The following is a 17,469-nucleotide window of genomic DNA, read 5'->3' as shown; positions in this document are numbered from 1 at the left end:
ACCGATTAGTTCAGGCTGGCTTTCTGAAACAAGGTTTCCCACATCCCCAGCACTAATGACTGGTCGCGCGGAGAGAGTTCGCCGGCCAGAATCGCTTTTTCCAGGCTGCGGGAAACTTCAGCATGCACCGCGTCCGCAGAGTGGTCGTCACCGGCTTCCAGTTCGGCGACGGCCAGCGTCAGGTGACCACGCAGATAACCGCTGGCAAACAGTTCATCGTCACTGGCGTGCTCCACCATGTCATCAATTAACGCCAGAATGCGTGATTCAAATTCTGCGATCATCTTCTTTCCTCAGTTAAGATCTTCCGGCCACGGGAAGTGTTCCGCCGTGATGTCCGGCGTGTGGTAATAATTCTGTAAAGCCTTGATCAAGCGCGCCGGACGTTCCGGGATGCCTTTTTCAAGGTACTCCATCACCTGCGCGTGCACGCGGCGCTGGAAGACAATACGGTCTGGCTCGAAGTCGCCTTCGAGATTGTCGCAGCTGACGTTGAACGGAAATCCTGCCGCCACGCAGAAGAGCCATTCCAGCGCCTGGGGTTTCACTTCCACATCTTCAAATTGCCCCTGGGTCGCGGCGTCACGCCCGTCCGGGCAGTACCAGTAGCCAAAGTCCACCAGCTCGCGGCGCGCTTTACCGGCAATGCACCAGTGGGATATTTCATGCAGACCGCTGGCGTAAAAGCCGTGGGCAAAGACGATCCGGTTGTACGGTAGCTCTGCATCAGCAGGAAGATAGATCGGTTCGTCGTCGCCTTTAATCAGACGGGTATTAAAATCATCAGCAAAACAGCCGTCGAAGATCTCAATCAGCTGTTCATATTTATGCGTACTGTTCATTAGTTCATCCCCAACCAGTGGAGGATCTCCTGTCCGTGGCTGTCATAAAGAAGTTTGGCACTCATGACGGCCGAGACAATGACAATCATCGGACGGATGAGCTGTTGCCCTTTGCTTAACACCAGGCGCGAACCTGCCCGCGCGCCCAGAAATTGTCCGGCCATCATCACAAAGCCGGTCGCCCAAATCACCTTCCCGCCGATGATAAAGAGCAGCAGGCCACCGACGTTAGAGGTGGCATTCAGCACTTTCGCATGGGCGGTGGATTTGGCGAGGTTAAAACCGGCCAGCGTGACAAACGCCAGGGCGTAAAACGACCCGGCCCCGGGCCCGAAGAAGCCGTCGTAAAAGCCGACGCAACCGCCCGCGATCAGCGCAAACGGCAGACCGTGCAGGCGGCGCTGCCTGTCCTCTTCACCCAGTTTCGGCATCAGTAAAAAATAGAGACCAATGCAGATGACGAGAATCGGCAAAATCTGGCGCAAAATATCAGACTGCACGTGCTGAACCAGCAGCGCCCCGCTGGTAGAGCCGATAAAGGTCATCAGGATGTTGAGCTTCTGATCGGCGAGGCTCACCACCTTGCGGCGGATAAAATAGAGCGAGGCGGATAACGATCCGCCACACGCCTGCAATTTGTTGGTCGCCAGCGCCTGGGCCGGGCTCATGCCCGCCGCCAGCAGCGCCGGAACCGTCAGTAACCCGCCGCCACCGGCCAGGGCATCAATAAACCCGGCCAGCATGGCGATAAAAAACAGCGCCACCAGCATCAGCGGCGACACCATAAACAACTCAGCAAATTGGTCCATCACAGGGCATGCTCATCCAGTAGCGCCTGGCAGGAAGGCGGCAACGGAGGCGGTGTCTTCTTCTCAGGCTTGGTGGGTCCAGGTTTCGCTGGCTCAAACCAGCTTTGTAATTCCGCGCCGCAGCCATCGCCTGGCGGCGGTAACGGTTGATCTGCACACTCGAGGCTGTTCGCCGGGCATCGCAGGCGCACGTGCATGTGCGCGCGGTGCTGGAACCACGGCCGCACTTTGCGCAGCCAGTCGCGGTCGGTTCCGGCATCTTCGCATAGCTGCTGCTTGATGGCCGGGTTAACGAAGATACGCGTGACGTCGTTATCTTCCGCCGCCAGCTTGATCATGCTGGAGACCTCTGGCGACCAGCGCGACGGCACCACCCGCTTGCCATCGCTGGAGACCAGATCGAGGGCCTGCGGCTTCAGCAGCTGTGCTGACGTCCAGCGCGTTTTCGGCAGCTGGAGGAAGATATCGACATCCAGCCCTGTCTGGTGGCTGGCGTGGCCGCCGTTAAAGCGTCCGCCTGCCGGCATCCCCATATCGCCGATCAGCATCGTGCCGAGCCCCAGGTTATGCACCTGGTTACCCAGACGCTGAATAAACAGCACCAGGTCCGGGTGGCCGAAGTAGCGGCGCTGGTCGGTACGCATCACCTGATACGTATCCGACTGCAGAGGAAGTTCCTGCGCACCAACGATACAGCCATTAGAGAACGCACCAATCGACTGGGCGCTGCCCGCGACCGGATGGGTGATTTTTTGCCATGGCGTTGCCGCCAGAGCGGCTCCACTGGCAAGCAGCGCCAGCAGAGCAATTGCGGTTTTTTTCATGGTTACCAGCGTGGAATGGTGGTCGTCACATCCGCATTCTGCGCGCGCTGGCGCAGGAAGTGATCCATCAGCACGATCGCCAGCATCGCTTCGGCGATCGGCACTGCGCGGATCCCGACGCAGGGATCGTGACGTCCTTTGGTGATCATCTCAACTTCTTCACCAGAGCGGTTAATGGTGTGGCCCGGCACGGTAATGCTGGAGGTTGGTTTCAGCGCAATGTTGGCGATAATCTGCTGCCCGCTGCTGATGCCGCCTAAAATGCCGCCCACGTGATTGCTCTGGAAGCCCTGGGCTGTGATCTCGTCCCGGTTCTGGCTGCCACGAAGCTGAACCACGTCAAAACCGTCGCCAATCTCCACCCCTTTTACCGCATTGATGCTCATCATCGCATGGGCGATATCAGCATCAAGGCGGTCAAAGACCGGCTCGCCCCAGCCCGGCGGTACGCCGTCAGCCACCACGGTGACTTTGGCGCCAATGGAGTCGCCCTCTTTCTTCAGGGCGCGCATCAGTTCATCGAGCGCTTCCAGCTTCGAGGCGTCGGCGCAGAAGAACGGGTTCTGCTCAACCTGCTCCCAGTCGGCGATCGCCAGCGGGATGTCGCCCATCTGGGTCAGGCAGCCGCGAATGGTGATACCAAACTTCTGTGCGAGGTATTTTTTGGCAATGGCCCCTGCCGCGACGCGCATGGCGGTTTCACGGGCGGAGGAGCGTCCGCCGCCGCGATAGTCGCGAAAACCATATTTCTGCTCGTAGGTGTAATCGGCGTGACCCGGACGGAACACATCCTTAATGGCGCCGTAGTCCTGGGAACGCTGATCGGTATTCTCAATCAACAGGCCGATGCTGGTGCCGGTGGTGCGTCCTTCAAAGACGCCTGACAGAATTTTGACCTGATCCGGCTCGCGGCGCTGGGTAGTGTAGCGTGACGTGCCTGGACGGCGTCGGTCGAGATCGTGCTGTAAATCGGCTTCAGTCAGTTCGATGCCTGGCGGTACGCCATCAACGATACAGCCCAGCGCCAGCCCGTGGGACTCACCAAACGTCGTCACACGGAATAATTGTCCAATACTGTTTCCTGCCATCACGGCTCCGTTTTCGTTGTTCTGTGTTTGAGCTTTCTGTGTTTGCGCAATGTGAAACGGGCCGAAGCCCGTTGGATTAATCTTTGTAGATGCTGAAGTGTTCGCGCGCGGCGAGAAGCTGCGCTTTGGTCAGCATGAAGACGCCGTCCCCACCGTTGTCGAACTCGAGCCAGGTGAACGGCACATCCGGATATTGCTCCATCAGATGTACCATGCTGTTACCGACTTCACAAATCAGAATGCCGTTGTCGGTGAGATAATCCGGCGCACAGGCCAGAATGCGGCGGGTCAGCTTCAGGCCGTCGGAGCCGGAAGCCAGGCCCAGCTCTGGCTCGTGACGGTATTCGTTTGGCAGGTCTGACATATCTTCCGCGTCAACGTACGGCGGATTGGTCACAATCAGGACGTACTGCACTTTTGGCAGGTCACGGAACAGATCGGAACGGATCGGCGTGACATGATGGATCAGACCGTGCTCTTCAATATTGTGTTCCGCTACCGCCAGCGCATCAGGAGAGATATCGACAGCATCCACTTCCGCTTCCGGGAAGGCGTACGCGCAGGCAATGGCGATGCAGCCGCTGCCGGTACACATATCCAGGATATGCTCAGGCTGATGGTCAATCAGGCCGGCGAACTGGTTGTTGATCAGCTCACCAATCGGCGAGCGCGGCACCAGCACGCGTTCATCGACAAAAAACTCATGGCCGCAGAACCAGGCTTTGTTGGTGAGGTAGGCCACCGGAATGCGCTCGTTAACGCGACGGATCACGCGCTCAACGATGCGGTGTTTTTCGCTGGAGGTCAGGCGGGCTGCGCGCATATCTTCCGGAATATCCAGCGGCAGATAGAGGGATGGCAGAACCAGCTGTACCGCCTCGTCCCATGGGTTATCGGTACCATGGCCGTACCAGATATTGGCCGCGCTGAAACGGCTGACCGCCCAACGCAACATGTCCTGAATGGTTTGCAGCTCATTCACCGCTTCATCGACAAAAATTTTATCCACTATGTTCTCCAGGGCATGCTCGCTAAATTTTCGGCGGCTAGTGTGCCATGAAGACGGCGATAAATCAGCATTGTCAGCCGCCGCTGGCATTGAAAAAATGCGTTTTGCCGCGCAGTGAGTCAGGTACACTGTCGGAAATAAGAGATGAGACGACCCCATGAAAAAGAAAATATCGCTCAGCGAGGAGGATCAAACGCTGTTTCGTCAGTTAATGACCGGCACGCGTCAAATCAAGCAGGACACCATTGTCCACCGCCCGCAGCGCAAAAAAGTGAGTGAAGTTCCGGTAAAACGGCTGATTCAGGAGCAGGCCGACGCCAGCCACTACTTTTCCGACGAGTTTCAGCCGCTGCTAAATACGGAAGGTGCGGTGAAATATGTGCGCGCGGACGTCAGCCATTTCGAGCTGAAAAAACTGCGTCGGGGAGATTATTCGCCGGAGCTGTTCCTCGATCTGCACGGGCTAACCCAGATGCAGGCTAAACAGGAGCTGGGCGCGCTGATTGCCGCCTGCCGTCGCGAACATGTTTTTTGCGCCTGCGTGATGCACGGCCACGGCAAACATATTCTCAAGCAGCAAACCCCACTGTGGCTGGCTCAGCATCCACACGTGATGGCATTTCATCAGGCACCGAAAGAGTATGGCGGTGATGCCGCCTTGCTGGTGTTAATTGAAGTGGAAGAGTGGCAACCGCCTGAGCTGCCCTGAGAGGCAGGCGGGTGGCTGATGCTACCCGCCTGGGTCCGTTTTACATCAGATAGCTTTCGCCATCTTCAGATTGCAGGGGCTCATCTGCCAGTTGAAGACGCCAGCACCCGTTTCAGAGAGGGTAACGTTGGCAATGGCAGAGGTGCTGAACATTGGCGGCGTTTCGCCCGGGCAGAGTTCAGCCACCAGATAGCCGACTAACGGCAGATGGGAAATTACCAGCGCAGAGGCGACACCTTCATTGCACAGCGCCTGAAGATAGGCACTGACAAGACCCACGTCGCCGCACGGGGTAAGCTCTGGCAGAACATCGACATTGGCTGGCAGGTTCATACACTCCCCTACCACATCCAGCGTCTGTTCAGCGCGTAAGAACGGGCTGACGAGGACACGTTCAATATCCACTTTTTGCCCTTTCAACCAGGTAGCCATTTGACGGGACTCGTCACAGCCGCAAGGCGTCAGAGGACGTACAGAGTCACTGGCAGCATCAAGTGCCGCGTCACCGTGACGCATGATAAAAACTTGCATATTGCACCGCTTTTGTTGACCAGGATCACCGGTGTTATTGCCCCGCGTGAACACATAACGAGGTAAAAACCCGATGGCCGGGCATTGTGCCTGATCCATCCGTTGAATGAAACGCTGTTTTTTACCTCAACGGCGTAAGTATAGTCAATGTCTGTTTACAAATTAGACAGGACCAGCCCCTTCAACGGCGGATTTACTCTTATTTGACCTTAATTTACAAGGTCAGTTTCCTTTGCTGGCCAAAATCGCAGCCCCTGATCCGCCATCTGCAATAATGTGTCACACGGTGTAAACCGCGGCCCATATTGCACAGCCAGTCGTTGTAAAATCGCAACAACTTCACCCGCACCTACGCTATCCATATAGCGGAACGGGCCACCCAGGAAAGGTGGGAAACCAATGCCAAAGACGGCGCCAATGTCGCCATCTCGACCATTTTTAATGACCTTCTCACCAAAGCAGCGCGCCGCTTCGTTGAGCATCATCATCACGCAGCGTTCCGCGCACTGTGTCGCAGAGAGTTTGCCCTCGCCGCCTGGCTTAATAAGCCCATAAATCGCCGGGTCTACCCGCTTCTTGCTTTTACGCCCTTTTGGGTCGTAAAGATAGAAACCGCGGCCATTTTTTCTGCCTTTGCGATCGTCATTCAAAATTGCAGAAACAATGTTTGCGGGCGCGCTAAACCGTTCTCCATAAGCGCTTTCCAGCACAGGTATAATTTTAGTGCCGGTATCGATTCCCACCTCATCCAAAAGTTGGATTGGGCCAACGGGGAAACCAAACTTCACCAGCGCATTATCGATATGCTCGACCTTTTCGCCTTCGGTCAGCAGGCGCATAGCCTCGTTGATATAGGGGGCCAGAATGCGGTTGACGTAGAACCCGGCTTTATCAGCCACCACCACCGGCGTTTTGCCCTGCATTTTTGCCAGCTTAACGACGGTGGCAATGGTCTGCGGGCTGGTTCCGGCATGGGGGATAACCTCCACCAGAGGCATTTTTTCTACCGGACTAAAGAAATGCAGCCCAATCACCTGTTCAGGGCGCGCGGCCTGGGCCGCAATATCGCCGATAGGCAATGAGGAGGTATTAGAGGCAAAAATGGTGTGCGGCGCACAGTTCGCTTCGACCTCGGCCACCATCTGCTGTTTCAGCGCCAGGTCTTCAAATACTGCCTCAATCACCACATCGCGATGACGGAATCCGCTGTAGTCAGTGGTGCCGGAGATCAGCGCCAGCTGGCGATCGCGCTCGCTGGCTTTGATATGGCGGCGTTTGACCTTTTTATCAAGCAGCTGCCAGCTGTACTGCAGGGCGTGGTTGATCCCTTTCGGGTTGATGTCTTTGATCCGCACAGGTAATTTGCCTTTGCTGGCGCTGACGAAGGCGATCCCGCCCCCCATCAGGCCACCGCCCAGCACGCCAATTGACGCCAGCGGCGCAGGCTCGGCTTCGCTGCCGGGATCTTTCTTCACGTCGGTGCTGGCAAAAAAGATGCTGCGCAGCGCCTGAGACTGCGGCGTCATCGCCAGCTCGCCAAAGGCTTTCGCTTCTGCGGCATAGCCGCTGCTGCTGCCCTGGGACAGACCGGTATGGATAACCTCAAGAATGCGTTTTGTCGCCGGGTAGTTGCCCTGGGTTTTTTGCTCGGTTTTGTTCGCCACCATTTTAAACAGCAGCGCACGGCCCAGCGGCCCTGCCAGCACGCGCTCGCGCACCGGTAAGCGACGGCTATCGGGTTTGCCTTTCAGCGCGCGCGCCACGGCAGCCTCCAGCAGAATGGAATGCGGAACCACCTCATCTACCAGCCCGACTTTCAGGGCCTGACGCGGACGCAGCTGTTTCCCGGCGAGGATCATCTCCAGCGCCGTGCTGACGCCCACCAGTCGCGGCAGGCGCTGGGTGCCGCCTGAGCCCGGCAGTAAGCCAAGCTGCACCTCCGGCAGGCCCAGCACCGTTTTGGCGTCGTCGGTACAAATTCGTCCGTGGCAGGCCAGCGCCAGCTCCAGGCCGCCGCCGAGACAGGCGCCGTGGATCGCCGCAATCACCGGAATGGTCAGGGCGTGAATTTCGGCCATGATCTGCTGCCCCTGACGGGCCAGATCTTCCGCTTCCTGGGCGCTTTCAGCGCGGGCAATCATGTTGATATCGGCCCCGGCGATAAAGTTATCCGGCTTGGCCGAGATAAATACCAGCCCGCGCAAGGCTTTGTTTTCTCGCACCTGTTTGAGGATAGCGCGAACCTGACCGCCAAACTCCGCTTTCAGGGTATTCATCTTTTCGCCTGGGGCGTCAATGGTGACGACCGCCACGTTGTCCGGACGCACGTCCAGGGTGAATGCCGTTGTCATCTCCATTACTCTGCCTCCAGAACCATTGCGGCACCCAGGCCACCCGCAGCACAGGCGGTGACCAGTCCAAACCCACCGCCGCGACGGCGCAACTCATGCAGCGTCTGGGTGATCATCCTCGCCCCAGTCGCGGCAAAGGGGTGGCCATACGCAATGGAGCCCCCCAGCACGTTAAATTTGCTTTCGTCCACTTCGCCGGTGGCGTGGGCGCGGCCCAGCACATCCCGGGCAAAACGATCGCTTGCCAGCAGTTGCAGGTTGGCCAGGGTTTGCGCGGCAAAGGCTTCATGCATGTCGATGAGCGTCAGATCGCCCATCGTCAGTCCGGCGCGCTCCAGCGCCAGCGGCGTGGACCAGGCCGGCCCCAGCAGCATATCCTGCCAGACATCAATGGCGGTAAAGGCATAGCTGCGCAGATAGCCGAGCGGCTTCAGGCCCAGCTCTCTGGCGCGGGATTCGGTCATCAGGATCACCGCTGCCGCGCCGTCGGTTAACGGCGTGCTGTTCGCCGCCGTGACGGTGCCATGTTTGCGGTCGAATGCCGGACGCAGTTTCGCATAATCCGCCAGCGTCGAGGTGCCGCGAATATTGTTATCCTGGCTTAGCGGTTCGCGGAATGGTGGGGTGTAGGCGGTCATCACCTCCTCCGCCAGCTTGCCTTCTGCCCAGGCTTCTGCGGCGCGCTGATGCGAGCGGTGCGCCAGGGCATCCTGCTGCTCACGGGTGATGCCATAGGTTTTCGCCATCTGCTCGGCGGTATCCCCCATTCGCAGCCCGGTGGAGTATTCCGCCACGGCGGGCGGAACAGGAAGGAGATCGCGCAGACGCAGGCGCGAGAACAGTGACAGCCGCTGCCCGGTGGTGCGGGCCTTGTTGACGTCCACCAGCACACGCGCGAGCTTTTTGCTGACGCCAATCGGCAGAACTGAGGAGGAGTCGGCACCCCCGGCTATCCCGGCGCGAATGGTACCGGTTATTAGGCTTTCTGCCACGTTCGCCACTGCCTGAAAGCTGGTGGCGCAGGCACGGCTGACGCTGTAAGCATCGGTGTGGACATTCATTCCGGTGCCCAGCACGATTTCACGGGCGATATTCGGCGCTTCCGGCATTTGCACGACCTGGCCAAAGACCAACTGTTCAATCACCTCGGGCGGGATTTCGCTGCGAGCCAGCAGCTCCCCTACAACCATTTTTCCCAGATCGACGGCAGGTACGCCATGATACGCCGTCGCCTGACGGGCAAATGGCGTGCGTAATCCACTGACAATGGCAATGCGATCCCCCTGACGGGTGATTAGCGGTAATGCCTGACTCATAACGCTCCCCTGTGAATAACAAATGCGCAAAGTGGTCTGACCTGATAACAGTCTTAACTAAATTTTTACATTAGCCAATCGAGGAGAGGAAAAATTGCGAGCGAACACACAGAGAGGAGACGAAACGCCTCCCGGAAGGGAGGCGCGGGAAGGGATTAACGCAGACCGAGTTGAAAAATCAGGGATTCTGCTTCGCAGCTGAACACGAAGTCGATGTCCAGACGAACGCCGCCTTCCACTTCGGTGAAGTTGGCGTTGATTGCACACGGTTCGGACTCCACGCCGCGGGCTTTTTCGGTCAGCGCGGCCAGCGTCTCTTCGGCGTCGGCACGGCGGGTAAACTCACGGCTGTAAGAGGCGGTGCAATCCGTGTTGTCCACAATGGTGCCCACATCCATACAGCAGCAAACCGGGGTTTCATCAGCACTGCATTTACTCATAGTAGATTTCCTCTTCATTCGCGCATGGCGCGAGATAAACACGATGCTGATATTTTACGCGCCGGGCGGGAGCGGCTCCAGTTGTTAATGGCTTTAAACCGGGTAAGTGAGCAATATCACAAGTAAAAATGATCTAAAACAAAAATCACCCATTAGGAGGACGCGAACTGGTCACAATTTTGCCAACCAGATCCCGTTTCGAAAAACATATCGGTAAATATTCATAAACACCCTTGCAACATTCTATCTGGTCAGACCTATACTCTCGCCACTGGTCTGATTTCTAAGTGTTACCACAGACCCTACACTTCGCGCTCCTGTTACGGTATGTAACAAAAATTGAATAAAAATAACTCAATGAGGTTATGGTCATGAGCCAGAAAACCCTGTTCAAAAAAACTGCGCTGGCAGTCGCAGTGGCAATCGTCTCCACCTCCGCCTGGTCAGCGGGCTTTCAGTTGAATGAGTTCTCTTCCTCAGGCCTGGGCCGCGCCTATTCCGGGGAAGGTGCTATCGCTGATGACGCAGGGAACGCGAGCCGTAACCCTGCCCTGATCATGATGTTTGATCGTCCCACCTTCTCCGCAGGCGCCATCTTTGTTGACCCTGATGTAGATATCTCCGGACGCTCGCCAACGGGCGCAAGCCTGAATGCGGATAACATCGCGCCAACAGCATGGGTGCCAAACCTGCACTTTGTCGCACCAATCAACGATCAATTCGGCTGGGGCGCATCCGTCACCTCTAACTACGGACTGGCGACCGAGTTCAATAACAACTACGCAGCAGGGGCATACGGCGGTACCACCGACCTGGAGACCCTCAACCTGAACCTGAGCGGTGCTTATCGCCTGGATAATCACTGGAGTTTCGGTGTCGGCTTTGATGCGGTCTATGCGAAAGCGAAAATTGAGCGCTACGCGGGTGACCTGGGTCGCATCGTTGCAGGCTCCGGCGCATTACCTCCGGCTCTGGCACGACAGGTCGCGGGGATCCCGGGAGATACCCAGATTGCCTACCTGAAAGGTGATGAGTGGGGCTTTGGCTGGAACGCCGGTATTCTGTATGAAATCGATAAGAACAACCGGTATGGCTTGACCTACCGCTCTGAAGTGAAAATCGATTTCGATGGCGACTATAAGAGCAGCCTGCCTTCAGCCTATAACCAGATCCTCGGCAACTTTGGTCTGCCAATGGGGACGGATGGCCGCACCACTGGCGGTTCTCTGACCCTGAATTTACCTGAGATGTGGGAACTGTCCGGTTATAACAGAGTCGCGCCGCAATGGGCCATCCACTATAGCCTGACCTACACGAGCTGGAGCCAGTTCCAGGAACTGAAAGCGACTAACAGCGGCGGTGATACGCTCTTCTATAAAGACGAAAGCTTCCGTGACGCTTACCGCATCGCTCTGGGTACCACCTACTACATGGACGATAACTGGACATTCCGTACCGGTATCGCCTTCGATGACAGCCCGGTTCCGGCAGACAAACGCTCTATCTCCATTCCGGATCAGGATCGCTTCTGGCTGAGCGCCGGTGCGACCTATGCATTCAACAAAGATGCCTCCATCGATGCGGGTGTCTCTTATATGCATGGTCAGAAAGTGACGTTCCAGGAGGGTCCGTATGAGTTCTCTTCTGAAGGTAAAGCCTGGCTCTATGGCATGAACTTCAACTACGCGTTCTAATCACGCAGGGATAAAAAAAGGTGAGCCTCGCGCTCACCTTTTCTTTTTTATTCCGCATCAATCTCGGAGAGTTCATTCTCGATCGCTTTGGCGTTCGGGTTATCTTCCGGTTTCAGCTTACCGCCGTTAGCAATGAAGTCGTGATTCTGGAAGTACGCTTCACGCACCATGAGATATGGATCGGAAGACTGACGCAGCAGACCGTCTGAATCCAGCAGTTGCGCGCGCGTCTCCACCCCTTCCAGCGTCCATTTACCCACCGACAGCGGCCAGGTCAGCCACGACAGCACCGGATAGAGCGTATCGACCATATCACCGCCGTCATCACGCAACGTGAAGCTACCGTAGAACGGCAGATGCACATACGGGCCGTAACCCACATTGTAGTGACCCAACGTACTACCGAAACGGTGCGGCTGTTCGCGCTGCAGCTTCGGATTCGCCATCCCGGCAACGTCAATAAAGCCACCCATACCTAACAGGGTGTTCAGGAAGAAGCGGGTAAAGTGGACCATCCCCTGATAGGGATCGCCCTGCAGGAAGTAGTTCGCCATCACCGCTGGCTCTTCGAGGTTGCTGGTGAAGTTGCTCAGCCCGTTACGGGCAGGCTGTGGAACATAATCCCGCCATGCCACCGCAACCGGACGCACCACATACGGATCCAGCACGTTATAGTTGAAGTTGTACATGGTGCGGTTAAATCCTTCCAGAGGATCGGAGCGCCCCTGCTGCTCGCCAGAGCTGGCGCAGCCCATCAGCAACGTGGTGCTCAACGCAACCACCGACAGCCGAAGTTTCATATCTTTCTCCCTGTTAAGTATGGCTATCAGCAAAAGCCATCCGTCATGGCGCTTTCGCGCTCTGTCTGTAAACGTGTAAGTGATTGTATCAGCGCGTTTACTGATGTCTACGACCACAAATCGGGGCAATAAACACTCTCTGGTATGATCTCAGAATAGCCTGGCTTTAGGTTTTCGTTTGGCTGGCAATTTTATACGGCCTTTGTCGGCGATGTATCGCCTTTATTGCCATTACAGGAATTTAAGAGCTTCCCCACGGGCGGCGGGAGAAAAAGCGCTACGCTTAAAGGTGTCTGCAACCTATGGAGCATTGCGATGGACGAGCTAAAAGAAGAAAAAATTGATAGCCATACCGAAGAGCTGGAAGTTGAAAGCGAGGAGAATCGCCGGGGAAAGAAGATTGAGGTTGACGAGGATCGCCTGCCCTCACGCGCGATGGCAATCCACGAACATATTCGCCAGGACGGTGAAAAAGAACTGGAGCGCGACGCCATGGCGCTGTTCTGGTCGGCCATTGCCGCCGGATTATCGATGGGCGCCTCCCTGCTGGCAAAAGGGATTTTTCATGTCGAGCTTGAAGGGGTACCCGGCGGTATAATCATCGAAAACCTCGGATACACCTTTGGCTTTATCATTGTGATTATGGCGCGCCAGCAGCTCTTCACCGAGAATACCGTCACCGCCGTACTGCCGGTGATGCAAAGCCCAACCTGGGGCAATTTCGGCCTGCTGATGCGCCTGTGGAGCGTGGTACTGCTCGGCAATATTATCGGTACTGGTGTCGCCGCCTGGGCGTTCGAGTTTATGCCGATATTTGATGAGCCCACCCGCGACGCCTTTGTGAAAATCGGGATGGGAGTCATGGAAAACAGCCCGGCAGAGATGTTCGCCAACGCGATCATCTCCGGCTGGATTGTCGCCACCATGGTCTGGATGTTCCCGGCGGCCGGTTCAGCGAAAATCGTGGTCATTATCCTGATGACCTGGCTTATCGCCCTGGCCGATACCACCCACATCGTGGTGGGGACGGTGGAGATCCTGTACCTGGTATTTAACGGCACCATTCACTGGACCGAGTTTTTCTGGCCCTTCGCGCTCCCTACCCTTGCCGGTAACATCTGCGGCGGTACCTTTATTTTTGCCCTGCTCAGCCATGCGCAGATCCGCAACGATATGTCGAATAAGCGTAAAGCTGAACTAAAAGCGAAAGAGCAAGCCCAGCAGGAAAAAGAGGAAGAACGCAAAAAAGCGGTGTGAGTGGCGACACTTTAAGCAGTCAGGCGGTCACGCGCTTAACGCATTGTATAAATGACGTTATACTCGTGCCGCTTTGTCCCCTTAGTTAAATGGATATAACGAGCCCCTCCTAAGGGCTAGTTGCAGGTTCGATTCCTGCAGGGGACACTTTCCTGCCGTCAGATTTACTTTTTTTCCCGCAACTTCGTAAGTTACTTTCTGTTCAATAGCACCCATAAACACAACTTAACGGGTTGCTGTAATGTACTCTCCCGCCATCAGAACGTATCCCTGGCTCACCAGATAATACAAAATTGAACGGAGAAAGTTGATGAAGAAGATCCTGATCGCGCTGGCTTTAATCGCCCCATGCTCAGCCTTTGCTGGGGTTGTGTTTCACCCTGTAGAACGCGCAGCCGTGGTCGCAAATTTCGCCCACCCGGTAGCGGCTGCAGCGGTTACCGCGCAGGCAAGAAATCACCGTGCCGCCAGGGTAGATGCCGTTAACTGCAACGATGGGCATTGCGTACAGCGCGGTAACGTCATTCGCTAAGCGTTACGGAGCCCCGAAAGCTCGGGGCTCTCACCGGATGTTATTTCATCGAATCATTCAGCAGTGACAACACCACCTGCGGCGTCTGGTTGGCTTTGGTCATTAACGAGGCGAACGTTTCCTGGAGCATCTGTGCCCGGGCCATACTGGACACTTCCGCGGCATAGTCCGCATCTTCAATTCGCGAGCGGGACGCATTGACCGCAACAGACATTGTCGCCTGGAGATTTTGCGTGGACTCCAACCGGTTCGCCACAGCACCCAGCGTGCTGCGTCTTTCATCAACCTGTTTAATGGCATTATCGAGCGCGGCCAGAGGGTTCTCAGGATTTTTCAGGCGGATCTCATCGCCGACTTCAGCGATATTCAGGGTCGTATAGTTGGTCGCCGCATCCGTAGAGGCACTAAAAGACGCCTGGTAGTAGATCTGGAGATCCCCCAGACCATTCAGCGTTTTTAGCAGAAAGCGGGCAGGATTTTCATCAGTCAAAACCAGAGTGGCTTTTTTTGTCTCAGTGCCGTTCACTACATCCATGTAGTAATTACCGTCCGCGTCCAGGCGCAGCACATCGTTTGAGATATTACCTTTGGCATCGGTATAACGCACGTTGACCTTCGCAGGATCCATCGTGACCCGTGACGACCCGCTGACCTGATTCACATCAGAGAAGTTATTCAGACTGGTGGCGTTATTCGCCGTCACCACAAGCGAACTGTTCGTACCGTCAGTCGTGGTCGTTACTGAGGCAGTGTAATAGTTAAAATTACCATTGCCATCGTCCACTTCCATAATGTACTGGCTGCCCGACTTCAGGAGTCGGGAACTGGAGCCGGAAAGCGGATTATTACTCGCATCCCTGAAGCTCAACGCTGCGGTCGTGGCATCAATATTGGGCGTAGTCATCACGACAGCCGGAAGTGTAGCGAAATCCGTATCCAGTTTTGCCGTGGCGCTGGTCATTTGTGCGGTGACGGCACCCGATGAACCATACGTCAGGGTGGCAGGATAATAGAAATCATCCTGCTCAATATAATACTGGCCGTTTGATTCTCTTAATGACGGCGCGGGACTATTGCTTAACATTCCCCCGTTGGTATCGATATAGCTCACCGAAGTAATGGTCCGGCTATTTAGCTGGGTGACGCTGCTGTAGAGAGGCGTTCCATTGGTGGCACTGATATTTACAGTTCCGGTTCCGCTGGCGGTATCCCAGATTGCGGCCGTGGTGGCCTGATAATAAGCTGGCTTGCCGTCGGCTCCCGTGTCCTGAATGTAATACCGGCCATCAGTGGCGTTTCGCACCAGTTGCGGCGAGTTGTATGAGCCCGTCGGATACCAGGTTACGCTGACATTGCCGCTGTTCAGGTCGATATTACTGGCGCTTCCAGAAACCTGATTGATATCTGAAACCTTACCGCTGATGCCACGAATAACAAAATCCTTCAGGCCGATACTCTCTACGCTGAAATTTTTCGATAAATCGAGGGAGATTTTTTCATTATCTCGGGTACCGACCTGAAAACCGACGGTACCCGCACTGCCATTCAACAGATTGATGCCGTTAAAGTCGACAGAGCCGTTCAGGCGGTCGATTTCTTTAAGGTTTAAGTTAATTTCGGCCTGAATGGTATCGGCATCCACCAGGGTATTGGATTCACTGAGCCCTTTGACTGTAAGCTCGCGAATACGTTGCAAACGATTGTTAATTTCATCCATTGCGCCTTCGGCCGTCTGAATCATCGACAAGCCATCACCAGCATTCCGCTGCGCCTGCTGCAGCCCATTTTGCTGGCTGGTCATGCGGTTAGCAATCGCCTGGTTGGCCGCATTGTCCTTCGCGCTATTGATACGCATGCCGGAAGACAAATTGCGGATAGACTGCTCCAGGGCAGAGGTGTTTTTTGCAGATTGACCCCGCAGCGTTAACGCCATCAGGTTAGTTTTTAGGCTCAGCATTTCGATATACCGATACAGGTTTCTCTGAAGCTGTTATCGGTCGTACAGTAGATTAGTTGATGATTTATTTGAGCCTTAACCAAATTTGGTAGGGGGCGTGGCGCATAATTGCGAATATGTTAATGCGTTCCAGCGTTACGAAGATGCCCAAAAACCGATAATAACCCTGCCAGTGGCAAGGTTTAAGGAGCATTACATGCCAAAAGCACTACTCATCATCGATATGCAGAATTTTGTCACAGAGAGAATTCAGCAAGGCGTGGATTACTTCCCGCATAACAGCATTGAAAACATGACCTCTGTAATTGAAAAATTCAGAAAATCAGGCCTTCCCGTCATCCACGTTCGCCACCAGACGCCTGAACAGGGCTCGCTTTTCCATCCCAGTTCCCCCTCCAGCTTACCCCTGGACGCCTTCAAAGAATCAGCGAACGAACCGGTCTTTATCAAACACACCTCCTCCGCGTTCAGCTCAACGGGATTACTGGATTATCTTCAGGATGCGCAAGTTTCAGAGGTTGTTGTCACTGGCGCGGTGGCCGGATTTTGCGTTAACTCCACCGTCAGAGCGGGCGCTGATCTGGGGTTAAAGATGACGGTGCTAAAAGATGCGGTAATCAGCTTTGAACTGAGGCAAGCTCAGCTCAGTGCAAAAGTCATTCATGACGTCACCCTTGCGCTGCTTGCGGCCGATTTTGCCCAGGTTATCCCTGCAGTGGAATTACAGGTATAATCTGCCCATCATTTGACAGATTTCAGAAACGACGATGACCAAACTCACACTACAAGAGCAGATGCTGAAAGCTGGCTTAGTCAGCAGTAAAAAGCTGGAAAAAGTGCAGCGCACCGCTAAAAAGTCCCGCGTCCAGGCGCGCGAAGCCCGGGAAGCGGTAGAAGTGAATAAGCAGGCGCAAATTGAGCGCGATAAAGAGCTTAGCGAACAGCAAAAGCAGGCGACGCTGGCAAAAGAGTATAAGGCGCAGATCAAGCAGTTGATTGAGATGAACCGCATTGTGATTGCCAAAGGCGATATCAGTTTTAACTTCACCGACGGCAATCTGATTAAAAAAATCACTGTGGATAAGACCACGCAAAAACAGCTGGTCAATGGCCGTCTGGCGATTGCGCGTCTGGTTGCTGAAGCGGGTCGCGAGAGCGAATACGCCATCATCCCTGCCGTTGTGGCGAATAAAATTATGCAGCGTGATGCGAGCTATATCGTCTTCAGCGGCGAGCTGACGCAGGAAGCGAAGGATGAAGACGATCCATACGCCGATTTTGTCGTGCCTGATGATTTGATGTGGTAACAC

18 protein-coding genes and 1 tRNA gene are annotated in these 17,469 nt (G+C 55.4%); 7 read left to right on the top strand and 12 right to left on the bottom strand.

Translation table 11 applies throughout. The features are described 5' to 3' along the window. Positions 1–5 precede the first annotated feature (5 nt). The 6 genes from WFM46_RS05125 to prmB all read right to left on the bottom strand — a co-directional run bounded on the left by WFM46_RS05125 (position 6) and on the right by prmB (position 4,572). The gene (locus tag WFM46_RS05125) at positions 6–284 is read right to left on the bottom strand and encodes a YfcL family protein (protein ID WP_103180529.1); all 279 of its coding nucleotides are present in this window, start codon (positions 282–284) and stop codon (positions 6–8) included. 9 nt (positions 285–293) lie between these two features. Then, entirely contained in the window at positions 294–842 is a 549-nt protein-coding gene (locus tag WFM46_RS05120) for an elongation factor P hydroxylase (RefSeq protein WP_103180530.1), read from the bottom strand. Then, a complete protein-coding gene (locus WFM46_RS05115; protein WP_103180532.1) occupies positions 842–1,651 on the bottom strand; it encodes a sulfite exporter TauE/SafE family protein in 810 nt (269 codons plus the stop codon). The genes WFM46_RS05120 and WFM46_RS05115 overlap by 1 nt, the downstream gene beginning before the upstream one ends. Next, positions 1,651–2,475 carry a penicillin-insensitive murein endopeptidase gene (gene mepA, locus WFM46_RS05110; protein WP_336997191.1) on the bottom strand — a complete coding sequence of 275 codons (825 nt, stop codon included), beginning with the start codon at positions 2,473–2,475 and terminating at the stop codon, positions 1,651–1,653. Before mepA ends, WFM46_RS05115 begins: the two co-directional genes overlap by 1 nt. Before the next feature lie 2 nt (positions 2,476–2,477). Continuing rightward, entirely contained in the window at positions 2,478–3,563 is a 1,086-nt protein-coding gene (gene aroC, locus WFM46_RS05105; RefSeq protein ID WP_336997190.1) for a chorismate synthase, read from the bottom strand. 76 nt (positions 3,564–3,639) lie between these two features. Further along, positions 3,640–4,572 (bottom strand): 50S ribosomal protein L3 N(5)-glutamine methyltransferase, encoded by a 933-nt coding sequence (gene prmB / locus WFM46_RS05100; RefSeq protein ID WP_336997189.1) that lies wholly within the window; start codon positions 4,570–4,572, stop codon positions 3,640–3,642. 157 nt (positions 4,573–4,729) lie between these two features. Here prmB and smrB point away from each other — a divergent pair, with 157 nt between their 5' ends. Further along, positions 4,730–5,281 (top strand): endonuclease SmrB, encoded by a 552-nt coding sequence (gene smrB / locus WFM46_RS05095; protein WP_103825178.1) that lies wholly within the window; start codon positions 4,730–4,732, stop codon positions 5,279–5,281. Between the two features lie 45 nt (positions 5,282–5,326). Here the strand turns inward: smrB and sixA are convergent, their stop codons facing one another. The 4 genes from sixA to WFM46_RS05075 form a co-directional block, all read right to left on the bottom strand. Continuing rightward, positions 5,327–5,812, bottom strand: coding sequence for a phosphohistidine phosphatase SixA (sixA, locus tag WFM46_RS05090; protein ID WP_103180541.1), 486 nt, complete (start codon positions 5,810–5,812; stop codon positions 5,327–5,329). Between the two features lie 209 nt (positions 5,813–6,021). Continuing rightward, positions 6,022–8,169, bottom strand: a complete 2,148-nt coding sequence (gene fadJ, locus WFM46_RS05085; protein ID WP_336997188.1) for a fatty acid oxidation complex subunit alpha FadJ — start codon at positions 8,167–8,169, stop codon at positions 6,022–6,024. Beyond that, on the bottom strand, positions 8,169–9,479 hold the full coding sequence (gene fadI / locus WFM46_RS05080; RefSeq protein WP_114386027.1) for an acetyl-CoA C-acyltransferase FadI: 1,311 nt from the start codon (positions 9,477–9,479) through the stop codon (positions 8,169–8,171). The genes fadJ and fadI overlap by 1 nt, the downstream gene beginning before the upstream one ends. Before the next feature lie 155 nt (positions 9,480–9,634). Beyond that, positions 9,635–9,919: a YfcZ/YiiS family protein gene (locus WFM46_RS05075; protein WP_103180546.1), complete on the bottom strand. Its 285-nt coding sequence runs from the start codon at positions 9,917–9,919 to the stop codon at positions 9,635–9,637. A 371-nt stretch (positions 9,920–10,290) separates the two neighbouring features. Between WFM46_RS05075 and fadL the strand changes: the two genes are divergently transcribed. Next, a complete protein-coding gene (gene fadL, locus WFM46_RS05070) occupies positions 10,291–11,613 on the top strand; it encodes a long-chain fatty acid transporter FadL (protein ID WP_168194633.1) in 1,323 nt (440 codons plus the stop codon). A 47-nt stretch (positions 11,614–11,660) separates the two neighbouring features. On the opposite strand, the gene mlaA is transcribed toward fadL, so the two are convergent. Next, positions 11,661–12,413, bottom strand: a complete 753-nt coding sequence (gene mlaA / locus WFM46_RS05065) for a phospholipid-binding lipoprotein MlaA (RefSeq protein ID WP_103180550.1) — start codon at positions 12,411–12,413, stop codon at positions 11,661–11,663. A gap of 315 nt (positions 12,414–12,728) precedes the next feature. Here mlaA and WFM46_RS05060 point away from each other — a divergent pair, with 315 nt between their 5' ends. The 3 genes from WFM46_RS05060 to WFM46_RS05050 all read left to right on the top strand — a co-directional run bounded on the left by WFM46_RS05060 (position 12,729) and on the right by WFM46_RS05050 (position 14,202). Then, entirely contained in the window at positions 12,729–13,670 is a 942-nt protein-coding gene (locus tag WFM46_RS05060; protein WP_156239452.1) for a formate/nitrite transporter family protein, read from the top strand. Between the two features lie 75 nt (positions 13,671–13,745). Further along, positions 13,746–13,817 (top strand) — tRNA-Arg (locus tag WFM46_RS05055). Between the two features lie 163 nt (positions 13,818–13,980). Beyond that, on the top strand, positions 13,981–14,202 hold the full coding sequence (locus WFM46_RS05050; protein WP_336997187.1) for a hypothetical protein: 222 nt from the start codon (positions 13,981–13,983) through the stop codon (positions 14,200–14,202). Positions 14,203–14,242: 40 nt separating this feature from the next. Here WFM46_RS05050 and WFM46_RS05045 read toward each other — a convergent pair whose 3' ends face one another. Next, complete coding sequence (locus tag WFM46_RS05045; RefSeq protein ID WP_336997186.1) at positions 14,243–16,159, bottom strand: flagellin N-terminal helical domain-containing protein; 1,917 nt, start codon at positions 16,157–16,159, stop codon at positions 14,243–14,245. A 196-nt stretch (positions 16,160–16,355) separates the two neighbouring features. Here WFM46_RS05045 and WFM46_RS05040 point away from each other — a divergent pair, with 196 nt between their 5' ends. Both WFM46_RS05040 and WFM46_RS05035 read left to right on the top strand, forming a co-directional pair. Beyond that, complete coding sequence (locus WFM46_RS05040) at positions 16,356–16,892, top strand: cysteine hydrolase family protein (protein WP_336997185.1); 537 nt, start codon at positions 16,356–16,358, stop codon at positions 16,890–16,892. 34 nt (positions 16,893–16,926) lie between these two features. After that, positions 16,927–17,466, top strand: coding sequence for a DUF2058 domain-containing protein (locus WFM46_RS05035; RefSeq protein ID WP_159339639.1), 540 nt, complete (start codon positions 16,927–16,929; stop codon positions 17,464–17,466). Positions 17,467–17,469 lie beyond the last annotated feature (3 nt).

It is taken from the genome of Leclercia sp. M50 (genome assembly GCF_037150775.1).
Taxonomy (GTDB): domain Bacteria; phylum Pseudomonadota; class Gammaproteobacteria; order Enterobacterales; family Enterobacteriaceae; genus Enterobacter.
This window is presented reverse-complemented; position numbering and strand designations above follow the sequence as displayed.

What these genes read in the sequence shown, in the direction of transcription:
- WFM46_RS05125 (WP_103180529.1), bottom strand. Translation starts at nt 284, where the DNA reads ATGATCGCAGAATTTGAATCACGCATTCTGGCGTTAATTGATGACATG.
- WFM46_RS05120 (WP_103180530.1), bottom strand. Translation starts at nt 842, where the DNA reads ATGAACAGTACGCATAAATATGAACAGCTGATTGAGATCTTCGACGGC.
- WFM46_RS05115 (WP_103180532.1), bottom strand. Translation starts at nt 1,651, where the DNA reads ATGGACCAATTTGCTGAGTTGTTTATGGTGTCGCCGCTGATGCTGGTG.
- mepA (WP_336997191.1), bottom strand. Translation starts at nt 2,475, where the DNA reads ATGAAAAAAACCGCAATTGCTCTGCTGGCGCTGCTTGCCAGTGGAGCC.
- aroC (WP_336997190.1), bottom strand. Translation starts at nt 3,563, where the DNA reads ATGGCAGGAAACAGTATTGGACAATTATTCCGTGTGACGACGTTTGGT.
- smrB (WP_103825178.1), top strand. Translation starts at nt 4,730, where the DNA reads ATGAAAAAGAAAATATCGCTCAGCGAGGAGGATCAAACGCTGTTTCGT.
- sixA (WP_103180541.1), bottom strand. Translation starts at nt 5,812, where the DNA reads ATGCAAGTTTTTATCATGCGTCACGGTGACGCGGCACTTGATGCTGCC.
- fadJ (WP_336997188.1), bottom strand. Translation starts at nt 8,169, where the DNA reads ATGGAGATGACAACGGCATTCACCCTGGACGTGCGTCCGGACAACGTG.
- fadI (WP_114386027.1), bottom strand. Translation starts at nt 9,479, where the DNA reads ATGAGTCAGGCATTACCGCTAATCACCCGTCAGGGGGATCGCATTGCC.
- WFM46_RS05075 (WP_103180546.1), bottom strand. Translation starts at nt 9,919, where the DNA reads ATGAGTAAATGCAGTGCTGATGAAACCCCGGTTTGCTGCTGTATGGAT.
- fadL (WP_168194633.1), top strand. Translation starts at nt 10,291, where the DNA reads ATGAGCCAGAAAACCCTGTTCAAAAAAACTGCGCTGGCAGTCGCAGTG.
- mlaA (WP_103180550.1), bottom strand. Translation starts at nt 12,413, where the DNA reads ATGAAACTTCGGCTGTCGGTGGTTGCGTTGAGCACCACGTTGCTGATG.
- WFM46_RS05060 (WP_156239452.1), top strand. Translation starts at nt 12,729, where the DNA reads ATGGACGAGCTAAAAGAAGAAAAAATTGATAGCCATACCGAAGAGCTG.
- WFM46_RS05050 (WP_336997187.1), top strand. Translation starts at nt 13,981, where the DNA reads ATGAAGAAGATCCTGATCGCGCTGGCTTTAATCGCCCCATGCTCAGCC.
- WFM46_RS05045 (WP_336997186.1), bottom strand. Translation starts at nt 16,159, where the DNA reads ATGCTGAGCCTAAAAACTAACCTGATGGCGTTAACGCTGCGGGGTCAA.
- WFM46_RS05040 (WP_336997185.1), top strand. Translation starts at nt 16,356, where the DNA reads ATGCCAAAAGCACTACTCATCATCGATATGCAGAATTTTGTCACAGAG.
- WFM46_RS05035 (WP_159339639.1), top strand. Translation starts at nt 16,927, where the DNA reads ATGACCAAACTCACACTACAAGAGCAGATGCTGAAAGCTGGCTTAGTC.